Here is a 20,210-nt window from a genome sequence, read left to right on the forward strand (position 1 = left end):
CGTTCGGGCTGAGCTTGTCGAAGCCCCGTATTTTCTTTTCTGATCCTGTACCTCAAGAAGGACGGCCCTTCGACAGGCTCAGGGCGAACGGTTGGAAACAATGACTGACCTGACTCAACTCGGCGTAAAGGACATCCGCGACGGCGTGGCGAAGGGCGACTTCACCGCGCGCGAAGTGGCGGAGAGCTTCAACGCCGCCGTGGCTCAGGCTGCGGCGCTGAACGCCTTCATCGTCACCACCCCCGATCACGCGCTCGCCGCCGCCGACAAGGTCGATGCCGCGCGCGCTTCCGGCGAGCCGCTGGGCAAGATGGCGGGCGTGCCGATCGGGATGAAGGACCTGTTCGCCACCCACGGCGTCCAGACGACTGCCGCTTCGCATATTCTGGAAGGCTTCACGCCGCGCTACGAAAGCACCGTCAGCCAGAAGCTGTGGGATGCAGGCGCGGGGATGCTGGGGAAGCTCAATCTCGACCAGTTCGCGATGGGCTCGTCGAACGAGACGTCCTATTTCGGCAACGTGTCCTCGCCGTGGCGCAAGGCCGGGTCGAACCAGCCGATGAGCCCCGGCGGCTCCTCGGGCGGTTCCTCGTCTGCCGTCGCCGCGCGCATTGCGCCTGCCGCGACCGGCACCGACACCGGCGGCTCGATCCGCCAGCCTGCCGCCTTCACCGGCATCTGCGGGATCAAGCCGACCTATGGCCGCTGCTCGCGCTGGGGCATCGTCGCTTTCGCCTCGAGCCTCGATCAGGCCGGGCCGATGGCGCGTTCTGTCGAGGATTGCGCGATCATGCTCGGCGCGATGGCGGGGTTCGACCCGAAGGATTCGACCTCGCTCCAGATGGACGTGCCCGACTGGGAAGCGGCATTGAACTCCGACCTGCGCGGCAAGAAGGTCGGCATCCCGCGCGAATACCGGATGGAGGGCACCGATCAGGCGATCCTCGATTCGTGGGAGCAGGGCAAGGCATGGCTGAAGGACGCGGGCGCCGAGATCGTCGACGTCTCGCTGCCGCACACCAAATACGCGCTGCCGGCCTACTACATCGTCGCGCCCGCCGAAGCCTCGTCGAACCTCGCGCGCTATGACGGCGTACGCTACGGCCTGCGCGATCTGCCCGACGGTGTCGGCCTGCAAGACATGTACGCCGCCACCCGCGCCGCCGGGTTCGGTGACGAGGTCAAGCGCCGCATCCTGATCGGCACCTATGTGCTCTCGGCCGGCTTCTACGACGCATACTACACGCAGGCCCAGAAGGTCCGCGCACTGGTCGCTCGCGATTTCGAGCGTGCTTTCGCCGAGTGCGACGTGATCCTCGCGCCGACCACGCCGACGGCGAGCTTCCCGCTGGGTTCGATGAACGAAGACCCGCTGACGATGTATCTCAACGACGTCTTCGCGGTCCCCGCCAGCCTCGCAGGCCTCCCCGCGATGAGCGTCCCCGCTACGATCAACGCGGATGGCCTGCCGCTCGGCCTCCAGCTGGTCGGACGGCCCTTCGACGAGCAGGGCGTGCTCAACGCCGGTCTCGCCATCCAGCAGCGCGCGGGCTTCACCGCCAAGCCGGAGAAGTGGTGGTGAAATTGGGCCGCGCGATCCTTAAAGGGTTTTGGTGGCTTGGGTCGCTGCTTGAACTGATCGGCATTTTGGGCGGCGCGGTGACGCCCCCCTCCACGGGAACGTTCGATAAGGACGCGGAGCGGAAGCGGCGGCGGACTTACGAGGAGTGGCACAAGAAGCACGGCTCCAAGTGGGACAAGAAACCATGATCGCCGATACGCCGCTGTGGATCGCCGGTATCGGCATCATGCTGGCGGTGCCGCTGACCTTCATGGTCGCCAACTGGGTTAGAAAGAACGTCGATCACGGCGAAATGCGCTTCGGGCCGGATGGCAAGGTGATCGAGGACGAGGAAGTGAAATGAGCAACTACCGCATCCAGGGTGCCACGGGCGAATGGGAGGTCGTGATCGGCCTTGAAGTCCACGCGCAGGTCACCTCGAACTCCAAGCTGTTCTCGGGCGCGGCGACCGCGTTTGGCGCTGAGCCGAACTCGCAGGTCAGTCTCGTCGATGCCGCGATGCCGGGGATGCTGCCCGTGCCCAACCGCGAGTGCATCCGTCAGGCGGTGCGCACCGGCATGGCGATCGAGGCGCAGATCAACGCGTGGTCGCGGTTCGACCGCAAGAACTATTTCTACGCCGATCTGCCGCAGGGCTACCAGATCAGCCAGCTCTACCACCCGATCGTGGGCGAAGGCTCGCTGCTGATCGAGGCGGACGAGAAGGCCGGCATTCCCGAAGACAAGGTCATCGGGATCGAGCGCATCCATGTCGAACAGGACGCGGGCAAGCTGATGCACGATCAGCACCCGACCATGTCCTATGTCGACCTTAACCGCAGCGGCGTGGCGCTGATGGAGATCGTCTCCAAGCCCGATATGCGCTCGCCTGCCGAGGCGGGGGCTTACTTGCGCAAGCTGCGCGCGATCCTGCGCTATGTCGGTTCGTGCGATGGCAACATGGAAGAAGGCTCGATGCGCGCCGACGTCAACGTCAGCGTGCGCAAGGCGGGCGAGCCCTTCGGCACCCGGACCGAGACCAAGAACGTGAACTCCGTACGCTTCGTCATGCAGGCCATCGAGCATGAGGCGATGCGGCAGGTCGATGTGCTGGAAGCAGGCGGGAGCATCGTGCAGGAAACGCGCCTGTTCGACCCCGGCACCGGCACCACGCGCACCATGCGCAGCAAGGAAGACGCGCACGATTATCGCTACTTCCCCGATCCCGATCTGCTGCCGCTGGTGCTGGAAGAGGATTTCCTCGCCGAATGCCGCGCCTCGCTACCCGAACTGCCCGATGCCAAGCGCAAGCGTTACGTCGAGGCGCTCGGCCTCACCCCCTACAACGCGCGCGAGTTGACCGCCGAGGTCGAGACCTTCGCCCGGTTCGAAACACTGCTGGCCGAGACCGCCAAGGCCACCGGCAAGGAAGAGGCCAAGGTCGCGACGCAGGTCGCCAACTGGTCGCTCTCGGTCGCGCCGGGGGTCTTGAAGGCCTTGGGAGATGAAGCCGACCCCGCCAACGCCACTGCCTCCGCGCAGGCGAGCATTCTCGCGATGGCCGACAAGGGCGAGATCAGCGGCGGTCAGGCCAAGGAGATCTTCGAGATCGTCCTCAAGACCGGCCGCGAGCCCGAGGAAATCGCCGAGGCCGAGGGGCTGAAGCAGGTCAGCGACACCGGCGCCATCGAAGCCGCAGTCGACGCGATCATTGCCGCCAATGCCGACAAGGTCGAACAATACCGCGCCGGCAAGGAAGCGCTATTCGGCTTCTTCGTCGGCCAGGCGATGAAGGCGATGCAGGGCAAGGCCAACCCGCAGCTTGTGAACCAGTTGCTCAAGGGCAAGCTGGGGTAGGCCTGCGGCGGGTCGTAGCGCTAGGTTGCGACCCGGCGATGCGCTTGCTACGCCTCGCCTCGTCGAAGGCTGGTGGGACGCACAATGACCAGAATTCTTGGGGTTTTTCTTGTGGGCGCAGCGGCGCTGAACCTAGCTGCATGCGATGACGTCGGGCGCAGATATCCGCCTGGATACACCGATGATGGCATCAAGTTCGACGAGGATGGCTGGTTCTTTTCGACTGGCGAAGAACTGTTTTCCATCACCTACACTGGTGGGACAGGGCCTGCGCAGATTACCATAAAGTGCGACCGTCGCGAGGTCGGAAATAGCGATGTTCAGGCCGTGCGAATGCTTGATCTTGTGAAGTTAGAAGTTGCGACAGTGCAGTTTACGCCGCGCCAGCAATGGCCGCAGCCGGACGTCGCGTTGACTATCGACGAAACCAGCGGGTCGGGAGCTGCGACGCTTGAGCCATTGAAAGATGGTGCGACGCTGATGACCTTTACCATCAAGGGGCGAGCGCGCGATCGTTTGCTGCGAGGTATTCGGCAGGGGCAGCCCATCACCCTGAGTTTTGCCGACCAGACACGCGACATCCCCGGTCCGCCGCAATCCATGCGTGAGGCATTTGCTGACAAGTGCCGGGGCCGCCGTTAACGGACTAACGTGTCCCTCGCCATCGTCCTCATCCAGCCCGAAATCCCCGGCAACACCGGCGCAGTGGGGCGCACCTGTGTGGCGCTGGATATGGAGTTGATCCTGATCCACCCATTGGGCTTCGAGATTACCGACAAGCGGGTCAAGCGCTCGGGCCTCGATTACTGGCCGCATGTCAGGCTCACCGAATATGCCAGCTGGGACGCCTTCCTGGAAGCCCGCACGCCGCGCGCCGACCAGCTGTTCCTGTTCGAGGAATTCGGCAGCCGCAGCTTCTACGAGCCCGCCTATCCGGACGACGCCTTCCTCGTGTTCGGGCAGGAGACCAAGGGCATCCCGAAGCCGATCATCGACCGCCACCCGGATCGCCTGTTCCACCTTCCGATGCGCTCGGACGTGATCCGCTCGCTCAACCTTGCCAACACCGTGTCGGCGGCGGCGTATCAGGCGCTGCGGGGGAAGCTTTGAACCGGGCTGCGCGGGCCTATCGGGCCGGTTGATCCTCGGTGCGGTTGACCGGAGCCGCTTTGCCCCACGCCGCCACCAGCGCATCGGCTTCCCGCAGCGTGCCGAGAAGGGCGAGATAGTCCTTGTCCTGGCAGCCCGCGTTCCAGGCGATCTCGGTGGTGGTCGCGCCGCGGGTCATGCGGATCGTGCCATAGGGCTGATCGGTCATCATGTTTTTGCAGGTCGCCGGATCCGGTGCGGGCACGGGCACCTGGCTGACCAGTTGCGCCAGCGCTGCATAGCGCTTGTTATCGGGCTCGAGCGTGTGGAAGCTCAGTGTCTGCGTCGGCTGCGGCGCATCGGGCTTGGCGGCAAAGGCGATCCACACCCTGCCATATTCGCGGGAATATTGCCAGCGCGATTGCGTGATCCCCCAGCTCTTCATCTCGAAAGCGATCATGTCCCAGTCGGACTGGGGAGGAGGCGCTTCCTTCCGGGCTGACGCTGTCCCGCTGGAAAGCGCCAGTGCGCAGGCCAAAGCCAATGCGCGGACGGCGCTCCGCGATCCAGGAGAAGCGGAGCGTCCGTCTGTCTTGAGCAATGCCATCAAACCCTTCCCCTTCCGGAATGATCATCCGGCATGTTCGTTGTCCGATCCGGTGGAGGCCTCACCCACCCGTGATCAGCGCATCGGCAATCACGTAGGTCTCCGGGCCGAAGGTGACCGTGACCATGTCGCCATCGCGCGAGGTCTTGAAATCCCACCCCGCCGACCCGTCGGCCTCGGCACTGTCTGCGCCGAAGGGCTCGGTCCCGTTGAAAAAGATCGCGCGGGTGAACCCGTCGGGTGATTTGACCTCGACGAGGTGCGAGCCCTTTTCGCCCCAGTCGCGCACCACGCCTGCATCGCAGGTCTGCGTCGGCGCGGCGTTGTCAAAGCCGCAGGGCAGCATGGTGGTGGCGTTGTATTTGGTCCCGGCGACCTTGGCGTCCCCGGTGTCAGCCGGGGTGGCATCGGCAGCGACGGCCGCTTCAGTGGCGGCGGGCTCGGGCGCAGCGGCTTCCTTGCCGCCGCACGCCGTCAGGGCGAGACAGGCCATGCCCGTCCAGAGTGCTTTCGTCATCATCTCGGCTCCTTGCGCAATCAGCGGGCGGCCCGTCACAGGCTGCCCTCGCTTCCGGTAAAGGAAACTTCGCTGATCGAACCGTCGCGGTTGGCGAGGCACTTCCAGGGCGCCGCCGCACCGTCGACATTGAGGTAGATTTCCACCGCAGCCTCGGATTCCTCGATCCGGTTGGTGCCGATCACTGCCGCGCCGGTTTCCCGCGCCACGCGGGATGCGCAGCGGGTTTCGAGGCTGTTCGCACCGCGGATCGCGATCGTCCCTGTGGCAGGTTTCGCCTTGGCGGTTTCGGCCGGAGCCGGGCCGTTCTCGCCCATTCCGGCGTTGGCATCGCCGGTCGACACCGATACCAGCCGCACGCCCTCGACATTGTCGACGATATCGCCGCCGAGGGCCTCGGCCGCAGCCTCGCTGGGGCAGCCGACGAGGATCGCGCTGTCATCGAGGTAATTCGCGGTGGCCGCGCTCTCCCCCAGACGTCGGCACGGGTCGCCCGGATTGGGGTAACCGTCACCAAACGGGGCAAGGCTTTCAGGGATGACGGCAACGTCCGCTGCATCGGATGGCGCCGTTGCCTCGCTTGTGCCCGAGGTCTCGCCGCCACAGGCAGCGAGCGCCAGGGCCAAAGCCCCGGCGATCATGTGCTGTCGATTCATCTTGGTCCCCCGATCAGCGGCACTTGGGATGATGGCCGATGTCCTTGATGTCGTAGAATCTTCCGTCGGAAATCAGCACCTGCACGCACTGGTTGGAGGACGAGCGCCACTGGATCGAATAGCGATCATTGCCGCTGGTGAAGTTGTCGACCTGCGTGAATCCGCGCCGGTCGAATTCTTCCATGCCGCCCGCTGCCCGTGCGCCCTTGAGGTCGGAGACGTTGACCACCGGCGTATAGCCGCCGCGGCGCTGGTGATAGGCAAGGTTGCCTTCGCGCTCGCTCACCCCGGCAGAGTAGCCGCGCGAATAATCGTCCGAGCGATCGTAGTTGTGATAGGCCGCGTTGTGCAACCCGTCGGTGTAGCCGCGGTCGAATTGCGCCTCTGCGGCAGCGTCTTCGCTGTGGCCGTCATCACCATGGTGATGCTTCTTGTGGGTCAGCAAAGCGCCGAGCAGCGCCGCGCCGCCGACGGCAAGCGCGACCTTGCCGCCTTCGCCCTTGTGATGGCCGCAATCCTGATCGGTCGCATCCTGGATCGTTTCGACACGGCCGTTGAACACTTCAACCTGCACGCAATCGTCATCGGCCTCGTCCCACCAGTAACTATAGACATAGCCCTGATCGTTCTTGTGGGTGGAGACGTGAGCAAAACCGCGGGCTTCCAGAGCGGGTTCGGCATCGCGTCCCAGTGACCCGTTGATATCGATGAGTTGGCTCGCCTTTTCGGCCAGAACGGGCGTTGCAACGAAGGCAGCTAACGCAACTGACGCAATCATTCTATTTTGCGTGTTCGCCATGATTTCCTCCCCCAAGGAATTCTTGTTTATCTGATCTTCGATTCAATTGCTCGTCGATGATGCAGGAAAACATGGAATTGACCCTTCGGCAAGTCGAATGTCTCTTCCCGTATGGACAGCAGGCGAGCGTCTCGACCTATTCCAGCCCGAGCGCATCCAGGTTCATCGTCGCCGCGTTGTAGCTCGCCTCGGCGAGCCGCCCGGCGAGCTCGGCGCGGATCGCGCTGATCTGGGCGTTGGCGGCGGTCTCCTCGCGCGCGTTGACGAGGAAGAATTCGCCCGCGCCGAGCCGGAACCGGGTGCGTTCGGCCTGCACCATGGCGTTGGCCTGCTTGACCTCGGCATCGGCAAGGTCGGACAGGCGGAGCGCGGCGCTGAGGTTGGCGAGGATGTTGCCGACTTCGGTGGTGATCTGGTCGGCGATGCGGCGCTGGCGCAGCTCGGTCTCGCGCAGCTCGGCCTCGGCCCGTTGCAGCGCGCCGCGCGCGGTGCGCCGCTGGAGCGGGACGCTGAAGGTCAGGCCCACAACCGTGTCAGTAGAATCGAAGCCCGGCCCGCCGGGGCCGATCTGGCCGAAATCGCGCGACAATTCGACCGAGGCATTGAGCGAGGGTTGCAGGTCGTTCTGCCGCAGCGCGACCTTGTTGGTGGCGCGTTCGAGCGCGAGCCTGAACGTCTGGAGCTCGGGCCGCGACTGGATCACTTCGCCCAGCGGCAGCGCGGCCAGTTTCTCAGCCGGGGAAATTTCCCGCATCCGCGACAGATCGGGCAGCATCTCGCGCGTCGGGACGATCATCTGCCTGTCCGACCCGCGGATATAGAAGCCGAGCGAGTTGGACGCGGTGATGAAGTTGCGCTTGGCCTCTTCCAGCAGCGAGCGGCGGCGCAGCAGGTTCTGTTCGTTTTCGGTCAGCGCGATGCGCGCGCGGGCGCCTTCGTTGACCTCGCGGGTGAGGCCGATCTGGCGCGCCTCGGCGATTTCGAGCAGTTCCTCGAACACCCGGATTTCCTCGCCCGCAGCAACCCAGCGCCAATAGGCACGCAGTGCCTCGTGCTGGACGTTCAATTGCACCAGCAGCACATCCAGCTGCGCCTGACTGGCGGCGAGACGGGTGTCCTCGATTGCGAAGCGGCGGCTGTCGATGTCGCGGTTGCGCAGCAGCGAGAACAGCGCGCCGACCTTCACCTCGCCCAGCGCGTTGGTGTAGTTGTAATTCTCGTAGGTCGGAAAATCGCCGCTGGAGACGCGGTAGGAGCCGAACACCTCCGCGCCATAGGGCCGCAGGGGCTGGCGGGCCTCGGCCTTGCCGAAGCCGCCGGAGTAGAAGCCCGTCAGGCGGTCGTAATATTCGCCCTTGAGCATCAGATCGAAAGCCCCGTCGGCCCCCAGCTGGTCGGCGCGGGCGGCGGCTTCGCGTTCGAAAGCTTCGAGGATCGAAGGGAAAGTCAGCGCCGAGGAGCGCAGCACTTCCTCGGGCAGCAGCGGGCCGGTTTTGAGCGCGGCATCAAGCGGCTCGCCAACCGGCGCGATGTCCTGCGCCGCCGCCGGAAGCGGGGCGAGCGCCAGCGCAGCTCCGCTCGCCAGGAGCGCGCCCAGCTTCAGCAAGGCAAGACTTCGCGGCATGATCAGTTCGCCGATCCCGTGCCCGAACCGCTGCTGGTGGCAGCGGGAAGTTCAGGCGGGAAATTGTTGAGCTGACGCCAGATTTCGTAGCCGACCGGCACGGTCTCCAGCAGCACCCAGGCCTGCACCGCCGCGCCGAAGCGGACATAGCGTTCTTCGGGCCAGCTGTAGCCGTCCATCTTTTCCTCGGCGATCAGCACCCGGAACCGGCCATTGACCTGCGCCGACTGGTCGACCGAGATCACGCGGCCCCCGAAGGTGCCGACCGCGACCGAGGGCCAGCCCGAAAACTGCACCGCGGGCCAGCCTTCGAACTGGATACGCGCCGGATCGCCCGGCCGCACCAGCGCGACATCGCGCCCGTCGATGAAGATCTCGATCACCCGCTCGGCCCCTTCGGGCACGAAGGTCGCGAGCACGTCGCCCGCGTTGATATAGGTCGCCGCATCGCCGGCATTGAGGCTCTGGATGAAGCCATCGCGCGGGGCGCGCACGATCTGTTCGGACTGGCGCGCGATGTTCACATCGGCGCGGTTGAGGTCGGCCTGGGCCGCGGCAACCTGCCCCTCCATTTCGGCGACCTTGATCTGCGCCAGCTCATAATCGCGCCGCGCGGCGAGCCCCGCCTCGAACAATTCGCGGCTGCGGCGCTCGTCGATGCGAGCGGTGGCGAGCGCCGATTGCGCGGCCTGCAATTGCAGCTCCATCTGGCCGCGTTCGGCCTGCAAACGCTGGAGCAGGTTGGGATCGATGTCGGCGATGCGGACGATCGGATCGCCCTTTTTCACCGTGCTGCCATCGCGCACGAACCATTCCTCGATCCGGCCCGGCACCAGCGCGTTGATGTCCTGCTTGCGCTCATTCGGGCTGAGCGTCGTCACCACCCCGCGGCCCGAGGTCGTCTGCACCCAGGGCACGTAGATGAGGAAAGCGATCGTGATGATGATCGCCGCCAGCAAGATGAAAAACACCGCCCGCATCACCCGCGGCGTCTTGATCGACGCGAGGGTGGTGAAGTGGGCCATATCCTCCTTGATGGTCGCCATGATCAGGCCTCCCCGTCAGCGATGGGCGCGCCGATATAGGCGGCGGGCGTGCGGTTCATGGCGGCGCAGAATTCCTCGAAGCTGCCGAAGAAGCGCTGCTGGTGCGCTTCAAGGTAGAGAAAGCGGTCGAAGCCGAGATCGATGCGGCGGTTGGAGAAGTAGATCACCGTCGTATAGGCCTGCGCGCGCAGTTCGTTGACGGCGCGGGCGATGGGTTCGGGATCGATCAGGTCGAACAACCGGCTGAGCACCAGAATGCGCGGGCGTTCCAGCAGCGCGTTGGCGAGCTTCAATTGCTGCAACTCGACCGCCGAAAGCGGATAGCCGGTCGCCGCGAGCGGGGTGTCGAGACCCTTTTCGAGCGTGGAAATGGTCCGCGCCAGCCCCACCGTTTCCAGCGCACCGATCATCCGCTGCTGCGCGGTGTCGGGGCAGGACAGGGCGAGATATTCGCGGATCGTCATTTCCACCGTGCTCGGCCGGTCGAGCACGTGGACGTTCTTGCGCAGGTGATGCGCCTCGATCGCCTTCATGTCGACACCGCCCAGCGTCGCGAACCCGCCTTCGGGCAGGACGTGGAGCTTGAGCAGGTTGGTGAACAGCCGCTGCACCCCGTGGTGGCTGGCTGCCGCCATGATGATCGACCCGCTCGGGATGGTGAGATCGAACTGCGCCTGTTCGTGCCGCGCCGTGCCACGCACGCCCTGCATCGCGATGGTGTGATCGGGCCCGTCGAAGGGATCGGCGCCCTTGGGCTGCTCCTGCTCGACATCGTAGAACTGCGAGATTTCCTCGACCGCGGCGAAGAGGTCGTAGAAATAGCCCAGATAGCTGCCAAGTTGCGCCACGCCCACAAACGCCGCCGACAGCACCAGCTCGGCCGCGACCAGCTGGCCGAGGGTCAGCTCGTTCTGGATCACCAGCCAGCCACCCAGCCCCAGCAGCGCCGCACTCGCGGCGGCATACATCAGCAGGAAGGCGATGGTCTGTGAGAACAGATGGCGGAAGTGGGTCTTGCGGTCGTTGATGTAGACGCGGGTGTAATCGTCGGTCTTGTCGAGCGCGTAGTCGATCCGGCGCTGCGATTTGAAGAACCCGTTCGATCCGCCCAGCGTGTCGAGCCAGCTGGCGGTGGCGTGTTTGGCGTGGCTGACATCGATCCCGGTGCGCAGCGCGCGCGCCCCCCAGGTCAGCCACACCACCCAGATGAGCGCGATCGTCACCAGCGTAAAGGCGAGGAAATAGGGGTGATAGAGGCTGACCAGCACAAACCCGACCGCGATCTGCAACAGCGTGGTGAAGCCGCCGATGAACAGGATCGGGATCGCGGTCTGGACATAGACCACGTCGAAATAGCGGTTGAAGAGCGAGCCCTTCTTGGCATCGTTGAAGAAGGGGTTCTGGGCATAGACCGCGATCAGTGAAATCTCCGCCACCATGCGCGCGTAAAACCGCCGCGCGAACAGCTCCATCAGGTGCACGCGCAGGGCATAAAGCAGGCTGGAGATGGTCAGCAGGCCGAACAGCGCCAGCGACAGCATCACCAGCGGCGCGGTGAGCGCGGTGTTGGCGATGGTGTTGATCAGCATCTGCACCGAGATCGGGGTCGCCAGCGACAGCAGGCTGATGCCCACGCCATAGACGGCCGCAAGCCAGTAGAAATTCGACTCCGGCCTCAGGATGTCGAAAAATATCCTGAAGAACTTCGACAGCGAAATCTGTTTGCCGATACTTTGGCCTTCACCTGCCATGGCAGCCTTTCCGTTGCGCAACCCGAGTAGCGATGCACCCAGTCCCCACGCGATACGGGGGTTGGAGCCTGTGTGCATCTATTGCAACATTGCTGCGCTGCAAGCGATCAATCATTCAGCGCGCTTGCGGTTCCGGCGCGGTGATTTTCCTGCAACTTCCTGTAGATATGAAGCTTCAAGAAGCTATTGCGAAGCATTGTCGTGTTGCCGCCCCGTTACTGCCCAAAGCTTGCGGTTAGCTGAACCACGCGCGATGAAGCGACGATGGCACAGGGCAGCGCGAGCGAGAGAAGAGAGGCGAAGACGCTGCTGCTGGTCGGCGGCGGTCATGCCCATGTCGCGGTGCTGGCCGACTGGGCTCGGCGCGGCGCTCCGCCTGCCACGCGCATGCTGCTGCTCACCCCGCATCGGCATCTGCGCTATTCGGGCATGGTGCCGGGCTGGCTGGCTGGGCAGCATGACAGGGATGAGGGGCGCGTGGACCTCGCCGCCCTCGCGGCGCGCGCCGGGGTGGAGTGGGTGCAGGGACGCTGCGTGGCGCTCGATCCTGAGGCGCGCACCGTCACCACCGAGAGCGGCGCGGGAATCGCCTTCGATCTCGCCTCGCTCGATACCGGCGGGGTGGGACGGGCAGCGGCGATGCTGGGGGACGACCCGCGCATCCTCGACATCCGCCCGATCGAGGGCTTCGTCGAACGGATCGCGCGCTGGCGCCATCCGCGCCGCTTGGTGGTGGCAGGCGGCGGGGCAGGCGGCGTGGAGCTGGCCTTTGCCCTGCGCAACCTCGCCGTTGCCGAGACCCGGCCCGAGGTCGCACTGGTGACAGGCGGCGGGGGATTGCTCCCCGGATTTTCCGAAGGCGTGCGAAACCGCGCCGCCACCGCGCTGATGCGGCAGGGGATTACGCTCCACCTTGACGACGCACAGATCGCGCGCGGAGCGATCCGGGCGGGCGAGACCTCGCTCGAACCGGCCGAACTGATCGTCGCAGCACTCGGCAGCGCCGCGCCCGACTGGGTGCGCGCCAGCGGGCTGGCGGTGAACGATGCGGGCTTTGCGCTGGTCGATGCCCACCAGCGTTCGCTCTCGCACCCCCACATCTTCGCCGCCGGAGACGTCGCCGCGCGCGCCGACCGGGCGCTGGCGCATTCGGGCGTGCATGCCGTATTCGCCGGGCCGGTGCTGGCGGCCAATCTGCGCGAGGGCCTCGCGGGAAAGCCGCCGCGCCGAACCTATCATCCGCGCTGGAATAACCTCTACCTGATGAACACCGGCGACGGACGCGCGATTGCCAGCTACGGACGGCTCAGCGCCGAGGGCCGCTGGGTGCTCGCGCTCAAACACCGCATCGACAAGCGCTGGATTGCGCAATACGCCCGCCTTACGGATCAGGCGTAACCCCCGCAGGCCCCAAGGCGAAAGCGGGGGGCAGGAGAAAACGTGAAGAAACTCGCCATTCTGGCCGCGCTCGCCGCCGTCATCGCCGCCTATTTCGTCTTCGACCTCGGGCAATATCTCACGCTCGCCGGGATCAAGGCGGGCGTGGCGCAGTGGGAGGCGTTCTATGCCGAAAACCCCGTCGCTGTGCTGGCCGGGTTCTTCGCGATCTATGTCGCAGTGACGGCAGCCTCGCTCCCCGGCGCGGCGATCATGACGCTGGCGGCGGGCGCATTGTTCGGGGTGGTGACGGGCACGATCCTCGTCTCCTTTGCCTCGACGCTGGGGGCGACGCTCGCCTTCCTCTCCTCACGCTACGTGCTGCGCGACACGATCGAGGCACGCTTCGGCGAGCGGCTGAAGGCGATCAACGCCGGGGTCGAGCGGGACGGGGCGTTTTACCTGTTCTCCTTGCGGATGATCCCGGCCTTCCCCTTCTTCGTGGTCAATCTGGTGATGGGCCTCACCCGCATCCGCATCTGGACCTATGTCTGGGTGAGCCAGCTGGGGATGCTGCTGGGCACGGCGGTCTATGTGAACGCCGGCACGCAGCTGGCGCGGATCGAGAGCCTGTCGGGCATCGCCTCACCCGGGGTGCTGGGGAGCTTCGTGCTGCTGGGCATCGCGCCGTGGCTCGCCAAGCTGGTGATTGGTTTCGTGAAGCGCCGCCGGGTCTATGCCGGGTTCACCAAGCCCAAGGCCTTCGACCGCAATCTGGTGGTGATCGGGGCCGGTTCGGCGGGGCTGGTTTCGGCGCTGATCGGGGCGACGGTGAAAGCCAAGGTGACGCTGGTCGAGGCGAAGGACATGGGCGGCGACTGCCTCAACACTGGCTGTGTGCCGAGCAAGGCGCTGATCAAGAGCGCCAAGGTCGCGGCGATGATGCGCGGGGCGGACAAGTATGGGCTGACCCCCGCCGATCCGCAGGTGCCCTTCAAGGCGGTGATCGCCCGCGTGATGGACGCGATCAAGACCATCGAGCCGCACGATAGCGTGGAGCGCTACGAGGGCCTCGGCGTCGATGTGGTGAAGGGTTTCGCCAAGATCATCGACCCCTGGACGGTCGAAATCGCGATGAATGACGGCGGCACCAAGCGGCTCACTACCCGCAGCATAGTGATCGCCAGCGGGGCCGAGCCAGTGGTGCCGCCGATCCCGGGGATCGAGGCCAGCGGCTATCTCACCAGCGAGACCATGTGGGATGCCTTCGCCCAGATGGACGCAAGCCCTGCGCGCGTGGCGGTGCTGGGCGGCGGGCCGATCGGCTGCGAGCTGTCGCAGGCGCTGGCGCGGCTTGGCTCGCAGGTGACGCAGATCGAGATGGGCGATCAAGTGCTCGGGCGCGAGGATGGCGATGTCGCCGCTCTGGCGCAGGCGGTGCTGGAGGCGGACGGGGTGCGGGTTCTCACCGGCCACAAGGCTGTCCGCATCGAGGGCCGCACGCTAATCGCGGAAAGCGGCGGAGCGGAGGTGCCGGTGCCTTTCGACACGCTGCTGGTCGCGGTGGGCCGCAAGGCGCGGCTCAAAGGCTTCGGGCTGGAGGATATCGGCGTCGACACCGACAAGACCGTGGTGACCGACGAATACCTCGCAACCAAATTCCCGAACATCTTTGCCGCGGGTGATGTGGCCGGGCCGTTCCAGTTCACCCACACCGCCAGCCATCAGGCGTGGTACGCCAGCGTCAACGCGCTGTTCGGGATGTTCCGCAAGTTCAAGGCGGATTACCGCGTGATCCCCGCCGTCACCTTCCTCGACCCCGAGGTTGCGCGTGTCGGGATCAATGAGCGCGAGGCGGCGGAGCAGGGCATCGATGTCGAAGTCACCCGCTACGAACTCGACGATCTCGACCGCGCGATTGCCGAGAGCGAGACCAAGGGTTTTGTGAAAATCCTCACCCCGGCAGGTGGCAAGGACAAGGTTTTGGGCGTCACCATCGTCGGTGCCCACGCGGGCGAACTCATCGCCGAATATGTGCTGGCGATGAAGCACGGCCTCGGCCTCAACAAGATCCTCGGCACGATCCACGCCTACCCGACGATGGTCGAGGCCAACAAGTTTGCCGCAGGCAACTGGAAGAAGGCGCACAAGCCCGAGGGCCTGCTGCGCTGGGTCGAGCGCTATCACGACTGGATGCGCGGCTGATGGAGCTGTTCGATCAGCTGCGCGGCATCCTCGGCATCGCGGTGCTGGTGGGCATCGCATGGGCGATCAGCGAGAACCGCTGCGCCCACCCCGGCTGGCGCTGGATATTGGGCGCATTGGCGGTGCAGGGGCTGCTGGCGGTGGTGATCCTGCGGGTGCCGGCGGTGTGGGCCGCGGTCGGCCTCGTCAACAACGCGGTGAGCGCGATCGAGGCGGCGACGCTCAAGGGATCGGCCTATATGTTCGGCTATCTCGGCGGGGCGGAGCTGCCCTTTGCGCTTAAGGAGGGCGCACAGCCGCCGCTCGTCATCGCCTTCCAGATCCTGCCGCTGGTGATCGTCTTTTCGGCGCTGTCGGCGCTGCTGTGGCATTGGGGCGTGCTGCGCTGGGCGGTCAACGGGCTCGGCTTCCTGCTGCGCCGCAGCCTCGGCGTTTCGGGCGTGGTGGGGCTGTCCGGCGGGGCGAGCGTGTTCCTCGGCGTGGTCGAGGCGCCGCTGGTCACCCGCGCGTGGTTCGCCCGCGTCTCTCGCAGCGAGCTGTTCCAGATCATGGCGTTGACCATGGCGACGATCTCGGGGGCGATCCTCGTGCTCTATGCCACCACCCTCAAGGCGACCGTGCCCGATGCGGTCGGCCACATGATCGCCGCCTCGCTGATCTCGCTCCCCGCCGCGCTGCTGATCGCGCGGCTGATGGTGCCCGCCGGGGCCGATGACACCGCGACTGAAGTCGATAAGGAGGATCCGGGCCTGCGCTACGAAGGCAGCATCGATGCCATCGTCAAGGGCACGATGGACGGGATGCAGCTGTTCCTCGCGGTGATCGCGGTGATTATCGTGGTTTTCGCGCTGGTCGCGCTGGTCGACGGGATGCTGGCCGCGTTGCCGCTGATCGACGGCTCGCCGCTGACGCTGAAGCGGATGCTGGGCTGGGGCCTTGCGCCCTTCATGTGGCTGCTCGGCGTGCCCTGGGGGGAGGCGCAGGCCGCGGGCGGATTGATGGGCACCAAGGCGGTGCTGAACGAATATGTCGCCTATCTCGAGCTCGCCGCATTGCCCGCAGGCACCTTCGGTCCGCGGAGCCTGCTGATCGTCACCTATGCGCTTTGCGGCGTGGCGAACCTCGCCAGCGTGGGCCTGCTGGTGTCGACCATCGGCACGCTCTGCCCCGAACGCCGCGCCGAGGCGGCGGGGCTGGGGATGAAGAGCTGGGTCGCGGGCAATCTCGCCAGCGCGATGACGGCTGCGTGGATCGGGCTGGTGACGTGGTGAAGGTGACCCATCCCGTCACCCCCACCCCGGTCTTGACCCGGGGTCCCGCTGTTCTTCCGCCCCAAGCTTGTCGCAAAAGGAAGCTGGGTCCCGGGTCAAGCCCGGGACGGGGAGAGCTATAGTGTTCGACGCCAAACTGCGCCCAATGATCGACCCGCCGCTTAACCGTGCGGGCGCTTGGCTCGCGCGGGTCGGTGTCACCGCCAACGCGCTGACTTTCACCGGCCTCGCGCTGGGCCTTGCCGGAGCCGCTGCGATCGCCTTCGGCCACATCGGCTGGGGGCTCGCGCTGATCGTCGCCAACCGGCTGCTCGACGGGCTCGATGGCGCGGTCGCACGAGCGCGGGGGCCGAGCGATCTGGGCGGCTATTTCGATATTGTCGCCGATTTCGCCTTCTATGTCAGCGTGCCGGTGGGCTTCGGCATCCTCGCCCCGGCCAACCAGCTGCCCGCACTGGTGCTGGTGGCGAGCTTCGTGCTGACGGGTGTCAGCTTCCTCGCCTTTGCAGTGATCGCCGCCAAGCGCGGGGCCGAAACCACCGCACACGGGCGCAAAAGCTTCTTCTATTCCACCGGCCTCGCCGAAGGGGCCGAGACCATCGCGGTGTTTATCGCGATGTGCCTTGCTCCGGCGTGGTTCCCGGTCATCGCCTATGCCTATGCGGCTCTGTGCGTGCTGACCGTGTTCCAGCGCAGCGCGATGGCAGCGGCAGCGTTCCGCGACTGACGTATTAACGCTGCCCGATCTGGCGGGCAACCCGATCGCGCAATTCGGCGATCCGCGCGGCATTGGCGCCGAGATCGCTTACCCCGACCCGGCTGACCGAGCGGAAGTTGATCTCGTTCTCGTCGATCCGGGCGACGACATCGTCCTTGAAGCCGAACCAGAAGCTTTCCGCCACGCCTTCCACGGTGCCCGTGGCCGGATCGGGGCGAATGTCCTTGAAGCCCATGTTGCCCATCGCCGCGGCGACCGCGGCAATCGCATCGGTTTGGCTCGCCCCGGCGAGCGGCAACGGGGCCAGCGTCGCATAGCGATCGGTGATGATCTGCGCGTGCGACTTGATCGCCAGTTCGGGCGGCTTGTTCTTGTAGAGATCAAGCTCACGCAGCGGCACCTGATAATCGCTCAGCGGGTTGGCTCCGGCCTCGTCACGTGCGGCCATCGTCGCCGCCGAGAAGGCGGGCGGATTGGCGGTGTCGGTCGCGACATCATGGATCGGATTGGCCTCGGCCTTGCTCCCGGCGTTGAGGAACATCACCAGCGCCGCGCCGGGCACAAGCAGGCCAAGGATCGCCACCGAGATCAGCCCGTTGTGGCGCGGGGTCATCCGCGCGGCCAGCACCAGCGAGACCAGCGCAACAAGCGCAGTCACCCCCAGCACGATCATTCCGCCGAAAAAGGTCAGCGTCATCAGGCCGAACTGCCACCCCCAGACGCCCAGCTTGGTGCCGAGCGCGGAGACCGCGAAATAGACCGGCAGGAAGGCCAGCAGGCCGAGGACGAGTTTGGTATGCTTGGGAAGGTTTTTCATCATGGCGCAAAGCATAGCGCCGCCCGCCTGCATGGCAATCTTTACGGCAATCGGCAGGAAACCCTTTTCCACCTCGCGCGTTAGGCTCATACGGTATCTGGGGAGAGGGTCTTGCCGCAGCGTGAAGTCCCGCTTTCCATGCCCGATAATCTGGGTTATGGCCCGCTGGGATGCGGGAGGAACAAGTTGTTCAGAGGACAAACGACTATGAAGCGTAATTTCCTGATGGGCGCGGCCGCGCTGGCGGCGCTCGCTACTCTTTCGGCTTGCGGCGGCAAGCAGGCTGACGATACGGCGGCTCCGGCTGCCACCGATACGGCGGCTGCTACGCCGGCGATGACCGAGACCCCGGCTGCTGCGGCTGCCGATGGTGCCAAGCTTGAATATGCCAGCTTCACCACCGATGTCGCTGCGGGCGAAAAGACCTTCGCGCTGTGCCGTTCGTGCCACGTGCTCGACGAAGGCGTGAACCGCGTCGGCCCGTCGCTCTACAACGTGGTCGGCCGTCCGGCCGGTTCGGTTGCCGGCTATTCCTACTCGGATGCCAACAAGGGCAGCGGCGTGACCTGGACCGAGGAAGTCCTGTTCGAATACCTCGAAGATCCCAAGGCGTTCATGCCGGGCACCAAGATGGCCTTCCCGGGCATCAAGGATGCGCAGGATCGTGCGAATCTGGTGGCCTATCTCGCCAGCACCAAGAAGTAATTCGTCGCCCTTTCGGGCATGAAAATCGGGCGGCGCAGGTTTTGGCCTGCGCCGCCCTTTTCCATGCGGTCGATGAGGTGAGCCTCAGGCCGCCAACAGCGCCGCGTCGACCGGGCAGTGGCGGGCGAGATATTGCTCGTGGCTCGGCAGGCCCGCTACCGCGCGGCTCATCAGCGTGCGCAGGTTGGCGAGGAATTCGGCCAGCTGGTCCTCGCTCATCCGGTCGGCCATCGGGTCGTAATCGGCGGGCATGATCCCCTGACCCAGCATCACCTGCACCCAGCTCGCCTCGCGGAACAGGTCGTCGACGTCGCGGCCCACGCGGCCCGAAGCGCCGAACAGCGCAAGCTTGTGGGTGAGGCTGTCGGGCACCGCCATGTGCTTGCAATAGCGCCAGAACTCGGTGTCCTCGCGGGTCGTCTGGTGATAGTGCAGGATCAGGAAATCGCGTATCTGCGCGAACTCGGCAGCGCAGCGGCGGTTGTATTCCTCGCGCATCGCCGAAGGGTCTCCGGCGCGCGGGAAGAGCTGGATCAGACGGCTGACATGTGACTGGATCAGGTGGATCGAGGTCGATTCGAGCGGCTCGAGAAACCCGCTCGACAGCCCGATCGCCGCGCAATTGTGCGCCCAGAAGGCCTCGCGCCGCCCGGTGGTGAAGCGGATCGGGCGCGGATCGCCCAGCGCGCGGGTATCGAGGCCCGCCAGCAGGGTGTCAGCGGCGGCATCGTCACTGGTGAATCCGCTTGAATAGACGTGGCCGTTGCCGGTGCGGTGCTGCAAGGGGATGCGCCATTGCCAGCCCGCATCCTTGGCGGTGGCGCGGGTATAGGGCACCAGCACCGGCAGGCGTTCGGAGGGCACCGCCAGCGCGCGGTCGCAGGGAAGCCACCGCGACCAGTCCTGATAGCCCACGCCCAACTCCTCGCCGAGGAGCAGCGAGCGGAAGCCGGTGCAGTCGATGAAGAAATCGCCCGCAACCGTGGTGCCGTTCTGGAGGGTGATTGCGCGGATATCGCCGCTCTCGCCGTCGCGCTGAACGCTCTGGACGATACCTTCGGTGCGCGTCACACCGCGCGCTTCGGAATAGGCGCGCAGGAACAGGGCATAGCGGCTGGCGTCGAAGTGATAGGCATAGGCAAGCCCCGCCATCGCGGTGTTGCCGACCCGGTCGAGCTTGCCGAAGCGCGCCTGATCGGCCGCCATCTGGTGCAGCGACCAGTTCCACAATCCCTTGGGATCGCCCGCCGCCCCGGCGCTGCGGCGCCAGTGGTGGTGGAAGGCGACATTGCCGACCGTCATCCCGGTCTCGCCGAAGGTGTGGAGATAGCGGCTGCCCTTGCTCCCCCAGTCGACGAATTCGATCCCGAGCTTGAAGGTGCCCGATGTGGCGCGCAGGAATTCGTGCTCGTCGATGCCGAGGATCGTGTTGAGGCGGATGATCTGCGGAATCGTCGCCTCGCCCACGCCAACCGTGCCGATCGCCTCGCTTTCGACCAGCTCGATCGTCAGCCGCTCGCCCAGCAGCCGGGCGAAGGCCGCAGCGGTGATCCACCCCGCGGTCCCGCCGCCCACAATCACCAATCGTGTCACCTCAGGCCTGTCCATTT

At 65.6% G+C, this 20,210-nt stretch carries 20 protein-coding genes; 11 read left to right on the plus strand and 9 right to left on the minus strand.

The features are described from left to right. The first annotated feature begins 100 nt into the window (after positions 1-100). The 6 genes from gatA to BZF59_RS13290 all read left to right on the plus strand — a co-directional run bounded on the left by gatA (position 101) and on the right by BZF59_RS13290 (position 4,528). Positions 101-1,582 carry an Asp-tRNA(Asn)/Glu-tRNA(Gln) amidotransferase subunit GatA gene (gatA, locus tag BZF59_RS13265; RefSeq protein WP_086608726.1) on the plus strand — a complete coding sequence of 494 codons (1,482 nt, stop codon included), beginning with the start codon at positions 101-103 and terminating at the stop codon, positions 1,580-1,582. Beyond that, positions 1,579-1,770, plus strand: coding sequence for a hypothetical protein (locus BZF59_RS16260; protein ID WP_158094326.1), 192 nt, complete (start codon positions 1,579-1,581; stop codon positions 1,768-1,770). The genes gatA and BZF59_RS16260 overlap by 4 nt, the downstream gene beginning before the upstream one ends. Continuing rightward, positions 1,767-1,925, plus strand: coding sequence for a glutamyl-tRNA amidotransferase (locus BZF59_RS13275; RefSeq protein WP_086608728.1), 159 nt, complete (start codon positions 1,767-1,769; stop codon positions 1,923-1,925). Before BZF59_RS16260 ends, BZF59_RS13275 begins: the two co-directional genes overlap by 4 nt. After that, complete coding sequence (gene gatB, locus BZF59_RS13280) at positions 1,922-3,418, plus strand: Asp-tRNA(Asn)/Glu-tRNA(Gln) amidotransferase subunit GatB (protein ID WP_086608729.1); 1,497 nt, start codon at positions 1,922-1,924, stop codon at positions 3,416-3,418. Before BZF59_RS13275 ends, gatB begins: the two co-directional genes overlap by 4 nt. An 84-nt stretch (positions 3,419-3,502) precedes the next feature. After that, positions 3,503-4,060: a hypothetical protein gene (locus BZF59_RS13285; protein WP_143738174.1), complete on the plus strand. Its 558-nt coding sequence runs from the start codon at positions 3,503-3,505 to the stop codon at positions 4,058-4,060. A gap of 9 nt (positions 4,061-4,069) precedes the next feature. Further along, positions 4,070-4,528, plus strand: a complete 459-nt coding sequence (locus tag BZF59_RS13290) for a tRNA (cytidine(34)-2'-O)-methyltransferase (RefSeq protein WP_086608731.1) — start codon at positions 4,070-4,072, stop codon at positions 4,526-4,528. 16 nt (positions 4,529-4,544) lie between these two features. Here the strand turns inward: BZF59_RS13290 and BZF59_RS13295 are convergent, their stop codons facing one another. The 7 genes from BZF59_RS13295 to BZF59_RS13325 form a co-directional block, all read right to left on the minus strand. After that, positions 4,545-4,967 carry a hypothetical protein gene (locus BZF59_RS13295; RefSeq protein ID WP_086608732.1) on the minus strand — a complete coding sequence of 141 codons (423 nt, stop codon included), beginning with the start codon at positions 4,965-4,967 and terminating at the stop codon, positions 4,545-4,547. 208 nt (positions 4,968-5,175) lie between these two features. Next, positions 5,176-5,631, minus strand: a complete 456-nt coding sequence (locus BZF59_RS13300; protein ID WP_211277400.1) for a hypothetical protein — start codon at positions 5,629-5,631, stop codon at positions 5,176-5,178. Positions 5,632-5,666: 35 nt separating this feature from the next. Further along, entirely contained in the window at positions 5,667-6,287 is a 621-nt protein-coding gene (locus BZF59_RS13305; RefSeq protein WP_143738175.1) for a hypothetical protein, read from the minus strand. A gap of 13 nt (positions 6,288-6,300) precedes the next feature. Then, positions 6,301-7,086, minus strand: a complete 786-nt coding sequence (locus BZF59_RS13310; protein WP_086608734.1) for a hypothetical protein — start codon at positions 7,084-7,086, stop codon at positions 6,301-6,303. A gap of 136 nt (positions 7,087-7,222) precedes the next feature. Then, entirely contained in the window at positions 7,223-8,710 is a 1,488-nt protein-coding gene (locus BZF59_RS13315; RefSeq protein ID WP_086608735.1) for a TolC family protein, read from the minus strand. Between the two features lie 2 nt (positions 8,711-8,712). Further along, positions 8,713-9,756, minus strand: coding sequence for an HlyD family secretion protein (locus BZF59_RS13320; protein WP_169712073.1), 1,044 nt, complete (start codon positions 9,754-9,756; stop codon positions 8,713-8,715). Positions 9,757-9,758: 2 nt separating this feature from the next. Then, the gene (locus tag BZF59_RS13325; RefSeq protein ID WP_086608737.1) at positions 9,759-11,507 is read right to left on the minus strand and encodes an ABC transporter transmembrane domain-containing protein; all 1,749 of its coding nucleotides are present in this window, start codon (positions 11,505-11,507) and stop codon (positions 9,759-9,761) included. Positions 11,508-11,771: 264 nt separating this feature from the next. Between BZF59_RS13325 and BZF59_RS13330 the strand changes: the two genes are divergently transcribed. The 4 genes from BZF59_RS13330 to BZF59_RS13345 all read left to right on the plus strand — a co-directional run bounded on the left by BZF59_RS13330 (position 11,772) and on the right by BZF59_RS13345 (position 17,087). Further along, a complete protein-coding gene (locus BZF59_RS13330; RefSeq protein WP_086608738.1) occupies positions 11,772-12,905 on the plus strand; it encodes an FAD-dependent oxidoreductase in 1,134 nt (377 codons plus the stop codon). Positions 12,906-12,947: 42 nt separating this feature from the next. After that, the gene (locus tag BZF59_RS13335) at positions 12,948-15,089 is read left to right on the plus strand and encodes an FAD-dependent oxidoreductase (RefSeq protein ID WP_086608739.1); all 2,142 of its coding nucleotides are present in this window, start codon (positions 12,948-12,950) and stop codon (positions 15,087-15,089) included. After that, positions 15,089-16,360 (plus strand): NupC/NupG family nucleoside CNT transporter, encoded by a 1,272-nt coding sequence (locus tag BZF59_RS13340; protein ID WP_086608740.1) that lies wholly within the window; start codon positions 15,089-15,091, stop codon positions 16,358-16,360. The genes BZF59_RS13335 and BZF59_RS13340 overlap by 1 nt, the downstream gene beginning before the upstream one ends. A 121-nt stretch (positions 16,361-16,481) precedes the next feature. Continuing rightward, the gene (locus tag BZF59_RS13345; RefSeq protein WP_086608741.1) at positions 16,482-17,087 is read left to right on the plus strand and encodes a CDP-alcohol phosphatidyltransferase family protein; all 606 of its coding nucleotides are present in this window, start codon (positions 16,482-16,484) and stop codon (positions 17,085-17,087) included. Positions 17,088-17,091: 4 nt separating this feature from the next. Here BZF59_RS13345 and BZF59_RS13350 read toward each other — a convergent pair whose 3' ends face one another. Beyond that, complete coding sequence (locus BZF59_RS13350; protein WP_245806154.1) at positions 17,092-17,898, minus strand: DUF1499 domain-containing protein; 807 nt, start codon at positions 17,896-17,898, stop codon at positions 17,092-17,094. A 204-nt stretch (positions 17,899-18,102) separates the two neighbouring features. Here BZF59_RS13350 and BZF59_RS13355 point away from each other — a divergent pair, with 204 nt between their 5' ends. Next, positions 18,103-18,600, plus strand: coding sequence for a c-type cytochrome (locus BZF59_RS13355; protein WP_245806155.1), 498 nt, complete (start codon positions 18,103-18,105; stop codon positions 18,598-18,600). 84 nt (positions 18,601-18,684) lie between these two features. Here BZF59_RS13355 and BZF59_RS13360 read toward each other — a convergent pair whose 3' ends face one another. Further along, complete coding sequence (locus BZF59_RS13360) at positions 18,685-20,208, minus strand: tryptophan halogenase family protein (protein WP_086608743.1); 1,524 nt, start codon at positions 20,206-20,208, stop codon at positions 18,685-18,687. Positions 20,209-20,210 lie beyond the last annotated feature (2 nt).

Source organism: Erythrobacter donghaensis (assembly GCF_002155425.1).
Taxonomy (GTDB): domain Bacteria; phylum Pseudomonadota; class Alphaproteobacteria; order Sphingomonadales; family Sphingomonadaceae; genus Erythrobacter; species Erythrobacter donghaensis.

Excerpts from the sequence above, each read along its gene's own strand:
- BZF59_RS13310 (WP_086608734.1), bottom strand. The coding sequence starts at position 7,086 with ATGGCGAACACGCAAAATAGAATGATTGCGTCAGTTGCGTTAGCTGCC.
- BZF59_RS13325 (WP_086608737.1), bottom strand. The coding sequence starts at position 11,507 with ATGGCAGGTGAAGGCCAAAGTATCGGCAAACAGATTTCGCTGTCGAAG.
- BZF59_RS13305 (WP_143738175.1), bottom strand. The coding sequence starts at position 6,287 with ATGAATCGACAGCACATGATCGCCGGGGCTTTGGCCCTGGCGCTCGCT.
- BZF59_RS13360 (WP_086608743.1), bottom strand. The coding sequence starts at position 20,208 with ATGGACAGGCCTGAGGTGACACGATTGGTGATTGTGGGCGGCGGGACC.
- gatB (WP_086608729.1), top strand. The coding sequence starts at position 1,922 with ATGAGCAACTACCGCATCCAGGGTGCCACGGGCGAATGGGAGGTCGTG.
- BZF59_RS13285 (WP_143738174.1), top strand. The coding sequence starts at position 3,503 with ATGACCAGAATTCTTGGGGTTTTTCTTGTGGGCGCAGCGGCGCTGAAC.
- BZF59_RS13355 (WP_245806155.1), top strand. The coding sequence starts at position 18,103 with ATGAAGCGTAATTTCCTGATGGGCGCGGCCGCGCTGGCGGCGCTCGCT.
- gatA (WP_086608726.1), top strand. The coding sequence starts at position 101 with ATGACTGACCTGACTCAACTCGGCGTAAAGGACATCCGCGACGGCGTG.
- BZF59_RS13315 (WP_086608735.1), bottom strand. The coding sequence starts at position 8,710 with ATGCCGCGAAGTCTTGCCTTGCTGAAGCTGGGCGCGCTCCTGGCGAGC.
- BZF59_RS13300 (WP_211277400.1), bottom strand. The coding sequence starts at position 5,631 with ATGACGAAAGCACTCTGGACGGGCATGGCCTGTCTCGCCCTGACGGCG.
- BZF59_RS13275 (WP_086608728.1), top strand. The coding sequence starts at position 1,767 with ATGATCGCCGATACGCCGCTGTGGATCGCCGGTATCGGCATCATGCTG.
- BZF59_RS13350 (WP_245806154.1), bottom strand. The coding sequence starts at position 17,898 with ATGATGAAAAACCTTCCCAAGCATACCAAACTCGTCCTCGGCCTGCTG.
- BZF59_RS13330 (WP_086608738.1), top strand. The coding sequence starts at position 11,772 with ATGGCACAGGGCAGCGCGAGCGAGAGAAGAGAGGCGAAGACGCTGCTG.
- BZF59_RS13340 (WP_086608740.1), top strand. The coding sequence starts at position 15,089 with ATGGAGCTGTTCGATCAGCTGCGCGGCATCCTCGGCATCGCGGTGCTG.
- BZF59_RS13320 (WP_169712073.1), bottom strand. The coding sequence starts at position 9,756 with ATGGCGACCATCAAGGAGGATATGGCCCACTTCACCACCCTCGCGTCG.
- BZF59_RS13295 (WP_086608732.1), bottom strand. The coding sequence starts at position 4,967 with ATGATCGCTTTCGAGATGAAGAGCTGGGGGATCACGCAATCGCGCTGG.